This is a genomic window from Leptospirales bacterium (genome assembly GCA_019694655.1).
Lineage (GTDB): Bacteria > Spirochaetota > Leptospiria > Leptospirales > Leptonemataceae > SSF53.
On the sequence record JAIBBN010000001.1, the window covers coordinates 221,377 to 233,916 of the forward strand.

The 12,540-nt window shown below is 59.6% G+C and carries 10 protein-coding genes; 7 read left to right on the forward strand and 3 right to left on the reverse strand.

Annotation, left to right across the window (positions count from 1 at the left end):
• Positions 1 to 48: 48 nt before the first annotated feature.
• From K1X75_01115 to K1X75_01125, 3 genes are all read left to right on the forward strand, one after another.
• Complete coding sequence (locus tag K1X75_01115) at positions 49 to 444, forward strand: flagellar protein FlaG (protein ID MBX7056633.1); 396 nt, start codon at positions 49 to 51, stop codon at positions 442 to 444.
• A 760-nt stretch (positions 445 to 1,204) separates the two neighbouring features.
• Complete coding sequence (locus K1X75_01120) at positions 1,205 to 2,050, forward strand: flagellin (GenBank protein MBX7056634.1); 846 nt, start codon at positions 1,205 to 1,207, stop codon at positions 2,048 to 2,050.
• 258 nt (positions 2,051 to 2,308) lie between these two features.
• On the forward strand, positions 2,309 to 3,154 hold the full coding sequence (locus tag K1X75_01125; protein MBX7056635.1) for a flagellin: 846 nt from the start codon (positions 2,309 to 2,311) through the stop codon (positions 3,152 to 3,154).
• A gap of 206 nt (positions 3,155 to 3,360) precedes the next feature.
• On the opposite strand, the gene K1X75_01130 is transcribed toward K1X75_01125, so the two are convergent.
• The 3 genes from K1X75_01130 to K1X75_01140 form a co-directional block, all read right to left on the reverse strand.
• Positions 3,361 to 5,787 carry a DUF1554 domain-containing protein gene (locus K1X75_01130; protein MBX7056636.1) on the reverse strand — a complete coding sequence of 809 codons (2,427 nt, stop codon included), beginning with the start codon at positions 5,785 to 5,787 and terminating at the stop codon, positions 3,361 to 3,363.
• Between the two features lie 216 nt (positions 5,788 to 6,003).
• A complete protein-coding gene (locus K1X75_01135) occupies positions 6,004 to 6,816 on the reverse strand; it encodes an enoyl-CoA hydratase/isomerase family protein (protein ID MBX7056637.1) in 813 nt (270 codons plus the stop codon).
• Positions 6,813 to 8,735, reverse strand: coding sequence for a hypothetical protein (locus K1X75_01140; protein MBX7056638.1), 1,923 nt, complete (start codon positions 8,733 to 8,735; stop codon positions 6,813 to 6,815). Before K1X75_01140 ends, K1X75_01135 begins: the two co-directional genes overlap by 4 nt.
• Positions 8,736 to 8,847: 112 nt before the next feature.
• Here K1X75_01140 and K1X75_01145 point away from each other — a divergent pair, with 112 nt between their 5' ends.
• The 4 genes from K1X75_01145 (at position 8,848) to K1X75_01160 (ending at position 12,520) form a co-directional block, all read left to right on the forward strand.
• Positions 8,848 to 9,441, forward strand: a complete 594-nt coding sequence (locus K1X75_01145) for a D-sedoheptulose 7-phosphate isomerase (protein MBX7056639.1) — start codon at positions 8,848 to 8,850, stop codon at positions 9,439 to 9,441.
• A gap of 15 nt (positions 9,442 to 9,456) precedes the next feature.
• The gene (locus tag K1X75_01150; GenBank protein MBX7056640.1) at positions 9,457 to 10,443 is read left to right on the forward strand and encodes an ROK family protein; all 987 of its coding nucleotides are present in this window, start codon (positions 9,457 to 9,459) and stop codon (positions 10,441 to 10,443) included.
• Positions 10,440 to 10,730 (forward strand): hypothetical protein, encoded by a 291-nt coding sequence (locus K1X75_01155; GenBank protein ID MBX7056641.1) that lies wholly within the window; start codon positions 10,440 to 10,442, stop codon positions 10,728 to 10,730. The genes K1X75_01150 and K1X75_01155 overlap by 4 nt, the downstream gene beginning before the upstream one ends.
• 77 nt (positions 10,731 to 10,807) lie before the next feature.
• The gene (locus K1X75_01160) at positions 10,808 to 12,520 is read left to right on the forward strand and encodes a VWA domain-containing protein (GenBank protein MBX7056642.1); all 1,713 of its coding nucleotides are present in this window, start codon (positions 10,808 to 10,810) and stop codon (positions 12,518 to 12,520) included.
• Positions 12,521 to 12,540: the final 20 nt, after the last annotated feature.

The following is a 12,540-nucleotide window of genomic DNA, read 5'->3' on the forward strand; positions in this document are numbered from 1 at the left end:
TAAAGCCACATCCTGCCCTCGTCGATGGGGTGAATGAGGTGGGCAACTATGGAAAATGTCGCCATTGACAGGGTCCAGTCTGCGCACAGCCAGACCGCCACGGAAGGCATGCGGATCGTCGCCGCAAGGCGCAGCGAGGAACAGCTGCAAGTTGTTGCAAATCCGCGGGAAAGGCAGTACAGGGATGTACTCGATACGCCGGAAAACCGGGAACGCATCGGTAAGGCGCTTGGTGCGCTGGAAACCGTTGCCAGTTCGCACGGGACCGACGCTGCAAATACCCGCTATCAATTCAAGATGCATGCCGAATCGGGTCGTCTACAGGTCGCCCTGGTGAATTTTATGACCGGAGAGACAATCGAAGAGATTCCCTCCGAGAAGGTCCTGGATTTTGCCAACGTACTGGATGAGCTGAGCGGATTGATTATCAACAAGGAAGCCTGAAAGACTGGACCTCGGTCGACGCCCTGCACGTCGATCGGGGCCAATCTCATGGAGGCGCCTGCCCTGCGGGGAGTGGCGAAGGGCCGCGCCCAGGCCCTCCGCTGCACAACGCATCTCTCAGCTATGACCGGCGGCCAATGCAGTGCGCTGATCTGCGCCTGCCTCGCGCACGCATTCGCGGCGTTCGGCCGCCAGCAAGCTTGAACTCACTATCAACGCGGTCAGAATTTACTTCGTCATACGAAATCTATTCTCCTGAATGGATCAGCCATTCATCTAAAGGACGCACGATCTGATTCGATTCGGCCAAAAAATGGCCAATACAAATGCCGCCGCAAGCGCCGCCTGGATTTGAATTTTTGCCATGTAATTTAACATTGAACTATTTGGGAGCGGGCGATCCTGTCCTCCGCCATGGGACTGCCCGGGCGCCGCTGAAATTTGCAGGACGGCTATTAAGCCCTGCGGCCTGCGGCCGATGGAAGCCTTACCGAGTCTCCGTCCAGATGCCGCCCGGCGCCCCTCCCTGCGCCGGCGGCCTTTGGGCTGGCGGCGTCGCTTTTGTCCGGGGCAATTTTTTTGTGGCGGCGGGTTTTTTTTCCCGCCGGCCCTTAAGGCGCCCCCCGTCGCCTCCCGATCTGTGACTGGGGCTTTCCGTCTATTGGCGTCCGAAAGGATTCGGACCTGGACGGGGCCGCCGGATATATAGAAACCGGGCCAACATCCCGGAGACATACGCCGTTTCAGGGAGGAAACGCGAATGATCATCAACCATAACCTTTCCGCGATCAATTCGAATCGCGTCCTCAAGTTCCAGCATTGGGAAGTGGACCGGAATATGGAGAGGTTGTCTTCGGGCATGCGGATCAACCGCGCCGGAGATGACGCCTCTGGATTGGCCGTATCTGAAAAGATGCGCGCTCAAATAGCCGGTTTGCGCCAGGCGGAACGTAACACTGAAGACGGGATGAGCATGATCCAGACCGCCGAAGGCTACATGTCTGGAGTCGCGGACATCTTACAACGAATTCGCGTTCTGGCTGTCCAGGCCTCGAACGGAATCTACACTGCCAGCGACCGGCAGAACATTCAGGTCGAAGTGTCTCAGCTCGTCGACGAGATTGATCGCGTCGCATCGCAAGCTGAGTTCAACAAGATGAATCTGTTGATGGGCCACTACGCACGCGGATCACGCGTGAGCTCAATGTGGTTCCATATTGGACCAAACCAGCATCAGCGCGAGCGGGTATACATCTCTACGATGACCGCCCTGTCGCTGAACGTACGACGTGTGGATGGCAGCATTGTTAGCCTCTCCACGCCGGCCATGGCCAACGAGGCGCTGGGAATGGTGGATTCTGCGTTGACGCGTATCAACAAGCAACGCGCGGACCTGGGCGCTTACTTCAATCGCCTCGAACACGCCGCCAAAGGCTTGATGAACGCCTACGAAAACACGCAGGCGGCGGAAAGCCGCATTCGCGATACGGATATGGCCGAGGAATCTGTGGCTTTCACCAAGAACCAGATTCTGGTCCAAACCGGAACGGCCATGCTCGCTCAGGCGAATATCCGCCCGCAGTCAGTATTGCAACTGCTGCGATAAGGATTCGATCGAATTGAACTCAGGAGGATGAGAGTATTGCGCTGATTGAACCTTCCTGAATCTCCATTTGCGTTCTCTCTCCGCCAGGCGCCGCCGGGCGCCTTCCGGGGGGAGGACGCAAGACTGTGCGGGATCGTCGCTCAGGCGGCGAACCGAACAGGCTGCTTTCTCCATGACTCTGGCGCGACGCAAGTAGCGCCGCAGTCGCTTCCGGCACGGAAGTCGGAAAAGAGAAAAAGAAAGCAAAAGGAGTGCAGGATGATTATCAATCACAACATGAGCGCGGTGAATGCCCATCGCGTTTATAAGTTCAATCAGTGGCAAGTGGACAAGTCCATGGCGCGACTGGCCTCCGGAGAGCGGATCAACCGCGCCGGAGACGATCCGTCCGGGCTTGCGGTGTCTGAGAAGATGCGGACCCAGGTTCAGGGTTTGCGACAGGCAGAGCGTAATACCGAGGACGGGATGAGCTTCATCCAGACCACGGAAGGCTACCTGGGGCAAATTGCTGACATCGTGCAGCGAATCAGGGTACTGGCGGTACAATCCGCTAACGGCATCTACAGCCGGGAAGACCGGCAGCTGATACAGGTTGAGGTTTCTCAACTTGTTGACGAAGTCGATCGAGTTGCGTCGCAGGCGGAATTCAATCGCTTCAAGCTGCTGCTCGGCGAATATTCGCGAGGATCACGCAGCGGCTCCATGTGGTTTCAGATGGGGGCCAATGCGGCGCAGAGGGAGCGCGTGTTCATCACTACGATGACGGCGCGAGCTCTGAGTCTCCGCGGCGCGGATTCGCGCGCGGTGACGATCTCTACGCCAGCCGGGGCCAACGATACGATCGGCAGCGCCGATAAGGCTTTGACCAGGCTGATGCGTTTGCGGGCTGATCTGGGCGGTTACTATAACCGGCTGGAACATTCTGCAAAGGGGCTGATGAATGCGTATGAAAACGTCATGGCATCAGAATCGCGAATTAGAGATGCAGATATGGCGGAGGAGATGGTTGAGCTCACCACTCGCCAGATTCTATCTCAGACCTCCGTCGCAATGCTGGCGCAGGCTGGCGTGCGTCCACAGGGGATTCTATCGCTCTTGCGTTGAGGCAGCGCCTTCAACCTGAGCGGACGAATCCCGCCGGCGCATAAACGAGAGCGTATTTGTGCGGAGCTCGCCCAAAGCGCCCGAAAAAGGACCTGCACAACCCGGGGTTTCGCCCCGGGTTTTTTTTGGCGTCGGCAGGATTCGTCCAGTTCCAGTATCGGTAGTAGACGAAAAAAGCTGAGCTCTTGCGGCAGGCGGCGGGAAGACTACTGTTCCACGCAGATCAGGTTGCGCGTTGCTCCGTTGCAGCTCGTACTGCCATTGCTCAGTGCGGTGCCATTGGTTGCAGTAACGCTGCCAAATGCGCCAAAGATGATGGGGCCGGAACTTGCCCACTGTCCGCATTCGAGCAGCACGCCCTGTGCCGTCCAATTGCTGTTCAGCCCGGTCCAGGCGGTTCCGGCGGCGCCAAAGGCATTGGTAAAGGCGCCAAACACAAAGATCCCATTTGCATCCGTGGTAAAGAGGGCGGTGGTCAGGTTGGTTCGGTAATATGCCTGATTTGCGGCAAGCACCCAGGCGATGTGTTCGCCAGGTCCGCCGCCGCAATTAGCGGTGGTACAGGCAATGCGTGTGTTGAGGTTTGACTCCACCATCAACGCGCGCCATACGCCAGGGCCGGCCGGTTTGTTTGCGTCTGCCGCACACTTGGCATCGGCCCCGGCTATGCCGCCTACGGTTTGTCCATTCCAGGTTCCGGCGGTGACAAAGATCCGTTTCACGTCATTGTCCGTGATATTGGCCGTAATCGACGGCAGCGGGTTGAGCGCCAGATAGCCTGCCGGTCCTGCTGTTACGCTGTGTGCAATTACGCCGGTGTGGTTGGCTTCGGCGGCGCCATCGTCATTGGCTGTCACGGTAACGGTCTGATTCGCACACCAGTTACCCGGCCCCGGACAGGCCCCCGTCGTGAAGGTCAGGTTGATTGCGTTGTCGGCGCCGCCGCCAAGATCGAGCTGTGCATCTGGATCAATGTTGATCGTCACATTGACGCCCGGATCCGAGGTCAATTTGATCGTATACGTGTCGGTGGCGCCGCCTTCTGTTACGTTGGTTACGCCGCCGCTCTGAACCATTAGGACGCCGTCCGAATCGTTGTCGGCGATGTTTACATTTACGTTGGCCAGCGGGTTCAGCGCGAGATAGGCGGCCGGCGAACCAGCTGCGACGGTGTGAGTGATGACGCCAGTGTGGGGAGTCGCTTCGGCGGCAACATCATCGATGGCAGTAACTGAAACGGTCTGGGCCGTGCACCAGTTGGCCGGCGGACAGGCGGCGCCGCCGGTAAAGGTGAGATTGGTTGCCACGCCCGCTCCGCCGCCGTTGACACTGAGCTGCAAATCGGGGTCCACGGTGATGGTGACATTGGATTCTGGTCGATAGCCCAGCACGATGGTGTAGGTGTCCGCGGTCGCCGGGGTTAGCTCATCCACATCGACGCTGCCCGCCGTATTGAAAGTAACACTGCCACGGTCGTTGTCAGTGATTGTAGCAATGATGTTGACCGGGGCCAGTGCAACATAGGGCGCCGGTCCAGCGATTACAGTACGTGTGATGGTAGTCGTATGATCGCCTTCGTCGACGGCATCGTTTACAGCGGTGACAGTGACCGTCTGCGCCGTGCACCAGTTCCCCGGTCCGGGACAGGCGCCGGTCGTAAATACCAGATCCAGCGGATTGCCGGCGCCGGCGCCAACATCGCCCTGGGCGTCTGGATCGATGCGAACCGTTGTGTTGGAGGAGGGCTGCAGGGTCAGCGATACGTTGATAGAATCAGTGGCGCCATTCTCTACCAGTACTGTACTTCCGCCGCTTTCCACTAGCGAGACGCCGGCCGCATCATTGTCCGTCAGATTGGCGGTCACGTTCGATATCGCCAGGCCGTTGTATTTTGGATCGGCGCTTGTTGCCGCGTTAGTGATCGTGCCCGTGTGGGCGCCCTCGACTACAGTATCATTGACGGCGCTGACTGTAATTGTCTGCGGAACGCACCAGTTCCCGGGGCCAGGACAGGCGCCCGCAGTAAATGTTAGCGGCGCTGAGGCTGCGCCGTTGACGCGCGTCTGACTATCGGCTGTGGCCGTAACCGTTACACTGGCCGTTGGCGCAAAAGTAAGCACAACGGTGTAGGCGCCAGTGGCGCCGCCCTCGGTTGCCGCCACAGTCGTCGTGGAAAGGGAGATGCCGGCGCTGTCGTTGTCGGTGATGCCGGCAACCACGATGCCAGGATTCAGGCTCTGGAAAGCCAGATCGCTGGTTGAAACAGAATGGGTGATGTAGCCAAAGTGGTTGCCCTCGATGATCAGATCGTCAACGGCCGTCACAATCACGCCCTGCGGCGTAGAATAGTTGCTGCTGTTGAAGGTCAGGCTGGTCGTGGAGACGCTCAATTGGGAATCGGGCACAACCTGGATGGTGACGGGAGCTGTGGGCGCCTGGTTAAGACGGAGCGAGTAGGTGTCCGTTGCACCTCCCTCGGTCACGTTCAGCGTGGCCAGCACGGAAACTCCGGGGGTCGGCAGCAGCCCAAGCGCCAGAAAATTTGGCAGCTCCGGCGACTGAGCGCAGGCAAAGGCGCTGCAGCTAAGGCCGGCAATGCCAAAAAGTCGCAAGAATTTGCGCAAAGTAGCCATCTCTCTAAATCACAGGCGCAAGTGATTCCCAACTAAGAATCGGCCTTTTCCAGTCTCCCCCGAAGGCATTCCCTGCTGAGGCGAAGCGCGAGCAGATTTGTGCACATCAGGGGGGACTCTGACGCTACGTCAGCCAAAATCTGCTCTGAAGCGGGCGGACCCTGGCCGCACTCTAGATTGGACGGCCCTTACCGCCAATTTCCTGGCCCGGCGCAGTCAAGCCGGGCCCTTCCGCGCGCGCATCGCCGCGACCATTTCCCGCAGCGCCTTGCTGTCGAGCATCCCTGCATTCCATACTGCAAGATAGTCAATGCTGTCGGCAATGCCGTGTTCCTGGATAAAATTTAGCGCTTGTTTTGTGCCGCGAACAGCAATGGCGGGGTTGGCGGCAATCTGGGCGGCCAGCTGCAGCGTGGCGGCCTGCATTTCGGCCTGCGTAGTGTAAACCTGACTGACCAGCTGCATGCGCTGCGCTTCGACGGCTGAAAAGTCGGCGGCGGTCAAAGCCATCAGCCGCGTATTGCTCATGCCAATGATTCCCGGCAGGCGATTCAAGCTGCCCATATCGGCGACGATGGCCACCCTGGCTTCGCGCAGCGAAAAGCTGGCGTCGGCGCTGCACAGGCGAAGATCGCAGGCTGCAATCAGATCCAGGCCGCCGCCAATGCAGTGCCGATGCACGCCAGCAACCCAGATCTTAGGGCTGGCGGCAATGGCATTGAGTCCCTTTTGCATGGTGCGAATCAACGCCAGCAATCCTTCCCGGCCATCAGCCTCCGGCGACGATATGGTCGTTTCGAAACGCTCAAAAAACTCCGGAATATCAAGTCCGGTGCTGAACGACTTTCCGCGCGCCAGCAGCGCTACCGCCGACAGCTCGGATCTGGCATTGAGCTCTTCAACAAGCGCCGGCAGATCCCTCCAGAAATCCCAGCTCATGGCGTTGCGCGCCTGCGGTCGATTGAGCCAGACCGTAGCCACGCCGGGGGCGGTTCCCAATTCAATTTCAAAAAATGGATAGGAAGTCATGGCTGCTCCTCGCTCCGCAGACTGGATTTATCCCAGTAGTACCGGGCCACGTTGTCCTGGGGTTCATCGGACAGTCGAGTCGCAAAAAATTCGCGGGCCTGGCTGAAGTTGCCGCGCAAATAGCTGCGCACTCCCTCCTCGAATTGCGGCAGGCTGAGGTCTCCCGCCCCGGCCAGGGCGTCGCGTCGATGCAACAGCTCGTAGACTGAACATTCCGGAGCGCCTGCTTCGAGAATATGGCGCGCAATCATGCGCAACTGGTAGCGCCCGGGATCGCGCAGTTGCGCCAGCACCGGTGCGCTGAGTACAATTTCGGCGCCCATTGTTGCTGCTAGCGACTGTAGCTCGCTGACGCTCTGCGTCGCAGCAAGCGCAGGCTGCCGACCGCTTGGTGCGATCGATGTTTCAACATGAATGCCCATAGTACAGCGTACCTGCTGCAAAAGAGGCTCGCCACGGTCGCGCATTTCGCGAAGCGCCTCCTTAATATCAAGCGCCGCTTCAGTCGCTGCCTCCGCAGAATCAAAAAACCGGGCGGCGACCAGCGATTGACTGCTGAACTCAAATCCATTGCGATTCAGAAGCACTGGCCGCAATACCTGATGTAAGTATTGCCGGCCCCGGGCGTCCGTTACCGCAGTTCCTTCCTCGCTGCCAACCAGATCACAAATCAGGATGATCGCCGGGCGTGAGCGTGTCTGCGCTGGCGTTTCAAGATCCACGGCGTGGCGCGCGCTGCCTGTGCTGAGCGTTTCGTAGGACTGTACGGTCATCCAGAATAAGAGCCCAAGCGGCGCAACATAACCGGTATCCAGCAAGCCGCGCGAATAAAGGATGTCATTGAAGACAGCCAGGGCCATCGGCGTTGCGCCGACCAGAGAACGTTGCGCCCCGGATTGGCCGCGGCGTGCGCAGCGAATCAGAGTAATCAGGAAGTAGATTACGAAAAGACCAATCAGGGCCTGATAGGGCGTCAGAGCGCCGCTGAATTGGCGCACGGAAAAAAACAGAGTATGAAGTGCAAAGCCAATGCCGGCTGACCAAACCAGCGCCAGAGCAAATCGCCGCTCTTTACCGCCATAGTTTGCGATTGCATAGGCGGCCACGCAGGGCAGGGCCAGAATGTGGCTCAGGTATTCAATGCGCACCATCCACTGCCATTCAGCATCGGGCCAGATGGCGTAAGCAAGATATCGGCCCGTAAAGAGCGTCCTGATCGACATCAGGAATGCAAAACAGCCAAAGGCCAGCGAGTCGATGCTGTTGCGTCGACCAATGAAAACGCTGAATTGATAGATGCCGATCAATGCCAGGGCGCCGGCCAGGGCAAAATCTCGAAGCAGCGTTGCGCGCCTCAAAAAATCCAGCCGTGCAGCATCGCCAAATTCCGGGGCAAACCACATCCCGCCGCTGCGGTGGAAGAAATTGGCAATCAAGCAGCGCAGTCGAAGTGCGCCACGGGCCGCAGGAAGTTGCAGCAGCTCGCTGCGATAAGCTGGGATGCTATCGGCGGCCCGGTCGGCCACAACGCCAACCGAAGATATAAGCTGACCGTTTACATAGCAGCGACTGGCAACGCCCTGCGGCGGCAGCTCCAGGGCCAATGGCGGCTGGGGCTCGCCTTCTGGAAGCAGAATCAGCAGCTCGTAGGCGCCAACGCCAATGCCGCCGGAAACTATCGAATTCCAGTTGCCAGGAACTGATTGATAGAAGCTTTGCTCTGGCTGACTTTCTGGAGCGGGTAGCTGTTGTGGCCAGAATTTCCAGGCGCCTCGTAGCGAGTAGCTTTCGCTGCGCAGGGAGTGTCCGCGCAGATCGAGAACGCCGGCTTTCGCCGTCGGCTTACATGCCGCGCCGAAGGCGGAAATCGCCAGGAGAAATCCGACGGCCACGCAACGTCGTTTCCGACCGTGCGACATCCATCTACAGCCGCCGCCGGCCAGGCTGGAGGCAACAGCTTTTCGATAACGGGCGCAGCGGCGTTCTCCGGGAGTAGCTTGCCGAATTGCCAGGGGCGAGGACCGTGCCCCAATGAGGTCGTGGATCCAGAAGCAAATAGAAGACAGCATCGCCGCCAAGCAAATGCTGATCGATCGATCCCTGGGCGAAATCGAATCCGCCGGCCGCGCGCTGGCCGACTCTTTTCGCCGCGGCGGCAAGACTCTGTTTTGCGGCAATGGCGGCTCCGCCGCCGACGCCCAGCATCTGGCAACCGAATTCAGCATTCGCTATCGCGCCCGGCCGGAACGTCCCAGCCTGCCTTCGATTTCACTGGCGGCGGACTCCAGCGCCGTCACAGCCTGCGGCAATGATTTTGGCTTTGATCAAATCTTTGCCCGTCAGGTTGAGGGCCTTGGCCGCCCGGAAGATGCCATCGTGGGTATTACTACTTCTGGGAACTCGCTCAATGTAATTGCCGCACTGCGCGTTGCTCGCCAGCGCGGAATGTGCGTGGTTGCCCTGAGCGGCGGGGACGGCGGTCTGCTGGCCAAAGCCGAACGCGCCAGCATCGATCATTTGATTGTAGTTCCAGCTGCGGATACGGCGCGCATCCAGGAGTGTCATATCATGCTGGGACAAATCCTCTGCGCTATTGTGGAGAAAGAGCTCTACGGCTTTGATTGATTGCAGGGCAGAACCATGCAAACAGCGCAGGCAGCATACCTGGGCATTGACCTGGGCGGAAGCAACATCTACGGCGTCGCCTTCAGTCCCGATTTTCAACCTCTGGCTGACGCGAAATGTGATACGGAAGCGCGCCAGGGCTATGAACATGTTCTCGAGCGTATTCGCTCGCAGATCGAACTCTTGCTGACTGCATCCAGAGAACAGGGCTACGTTCCCGCGGCCATTGGGCTGTGTGTTCCTGGCGTCATTGAAATGGAACAGGACACGGTTCGCACGGCGCCCAATCTCTCGTGGTCGGAGGTGCGGCCGCTGGAGCAACTGGCCTTGCCGCTTCCGGGCCGCCTGATCAATGATGTCAATGCCGGTCTGCTGGGAGAGCTTGATGCTATGCAAACTAAGCCGAGTATCGCCGCCGCCTACTTCTGCGGCACCGGTATTGGCGGCGCAATCTGGATTCACGGGAGATTGCTCACCGGCGCACATGGCGGCGCGGGCGAAGCGGGACACTGCGTGGTTCGCGTTGGCGGCCGCCGTCCGGAAGGCGGCATCCGAGGATCGCTGGAGGCCTACATTGGCAAGTGGGCGCTCAATCGGCGCATCCAGGCGCGTCTGGAATCCGGAAAGAAGACGATGTTGCGCGAGCTGATAGACTACAACCTCAATAAGACGCCGGTCAAGTCGTCCTCGTTGAAGAAGGCCTATGAGGCGGGCGATCGTTATACTCGCGAACTGATGGAGGATTACTACGCTCGCTACCTTGGCGTCGGCATCAGTCAGTGTGTAAACTTGATCGAGCCGGAAATGGTGGTCTTAGGAGGGGGCATCATGGAAAGTCTTGGTCGCCGCCTGCTGCCTTCCATTGAGCGACACATGCGTCGTCATTCGTTGACGTCGGCGCCAGAGTTGCGCCTGGCGGCGCTTGGCGATCTGGCCGGACCGCGTGGCGCGGCGGTCTATGCACGCCAGCTGGCGGAAACAGCCCAGGATGTTCGACAATGATCTTTTTTGCGCTCTATGCCGCGGCGGGGATCTACCTGTTGCTGATTGCAGCGGGCCTTCTTCACCGCAGTTTCCTGCTCTCGCTCGACGGCCACCGGCGATCATCCATTCGCCTGGCCATTGCGATTTTTGGCCTGGGCGTCCTCTTGACCGGCCTGTATTATGTCTGGCTCTACCGCAACGATCAGGCTTACCGGCAGGATCTCCGCCGCTATGAGCAACATCGCCCGCCGGCCGAAATTGGACCGCTCCAGTCGCAGCCGCAGTCATTCCCGGCCGATAATTAAGGCGTGCCGTCTTGCCCAGGCGGCCAAGAGCCCGAATGGCCTCAGATATTGCGAACACATCTCCCTTGAGTTGCGACATGTCTGCTGTATCGCGACTCCGTATCTGGTTGCGCCTCGCGCTACTGAGCGCGGCAGGCCTCGCTCTCTCTGCAATCAGCCCGTTGCAGGCGGCGCCGGCGCGCATCGAGGCGCTACGCATTGAAAACTATCCAGCGGTGCAGCTCCAATTTTATGTGGAACTGGATTCATCGGAGGACGAAATAACGCCGCCTGTTTTCCGTGTTCTGGAAAGTCGTCGAGGACAGGAATACACTGTCGCGGAGGCCTTGACGCCGGAGCGCAGCGAGGCTGAAGCGCTTCATCTGGCGCTGGTAATAGATGCAACGCGATCCGTTTCGCCCTCTGCTTTTCGTCGTCTGCGAAAGTTCGGCGAGGCCTTGCTCGATTCGTTAGGCCCACAAGACCGCGCTGCGCTTTACGTAATCGACGCGCACCCGCGTGAGTTGCGCGCTTTTTCTCGCGACCACAATAGCCTGCGCAGCGCGCTACAGTCCCTGCAAAGAACCGGCAGGAGAACCCGCATCTATGATGCCCTGTATCTGGCCATGCGCGCCTGCGCTCGACAGGACGCGCCTGCCGGACAGGTGCGTAGCGCCGTCGTCGTGCTGACCGACGCTCGCGAGGAGGACAGTCTGCTCAGCGATCGCGATTCTTCCGACTTGAATGCGCTGCGCGGACCGCTGGATCTTGCCGTTTACAGTTATCTCTTCGCCTCGAAGCCTGCGGCGCCGCGCGGACTGGAGCGACTGGCGCTGAGAACCGGCGGGGCCGTAGTTGCCTCTCCGGTTGGCAGTTCCGCTGGAAGCGAGCTTCGACGTATGCGGCGCCTCAGCGTTGTGCGCTACCTGGCGCGCTATCAAAGTCCAACCGCGGCGCTTTTCCCGGGCGATTCCATCGCCGTTCGGATCGTCGCCCCTGGCGGGGAAGAAAGCGCGACGCAGTACAGCGCCCCGTTTGCATTCTGGTTGCGCAGCGTATCGCCGCTGGCAGTCGCACTGTTGATTGGTCTGGCCTGCCTGGTGATTGGACTGAGCCTGCTGGCTCTACTGCTCTTGATCCAGCGTCGCAACGCTAGAAACCAAGCGTCAACGTCGGTCGTAGACGCGGCGGATCGCGAAGCGAAGCCAGGCGAAGTAAGCGCTTCATCTTCGCCGCAACCGTCGCCCATGCCGGGCAGTCCCGGTCCGCTTCCATTGGCGGCCGCGCCTGCGCCGCATCCGCTGCCGGACGATGAACTTGGCGCCTACCTGGTCAGCGCCGAACAGCGCGCGGAAAGCGGTATGCCAATGTCAGACGAATCGATCGAGCGCGCAGTGCATCCCCAGGCGCGAGAGATTGCCGGCGCGCTGCTGGATGATGACCGCAAGCTGTATCTGCGGGAGTACGCCTATCGTTTGACGCAGAGCGCATGGCGCGAAGCGGGCGAATACAAGCGCGCCCGGTTGGAAATGCAAGCGCAGGGCGGGATGGCGGCGCGCGACTACGACCTGTTTCTGGAGGCAACCGTGCTTGGTTCGGGGCGTTGGTCGCATATACCGCTGCGCGATGCCAGCGCCAGTCCAGTCCATGCTCGTATCAAGCGCCACGATGGCCGCTATATCATTTACGATCTGCTGAGCGCCAGCGGCGTTCTGATCAATGGACGCAAGTTGCTGCGCCCCCGCGGATTGGTCGACGGCGATGAACTGCGCCTCGGTCGAAGTCGATTTGTCTTTCGCGGCGAAAATTGAGCAGTCGCAGCGCCGAGACT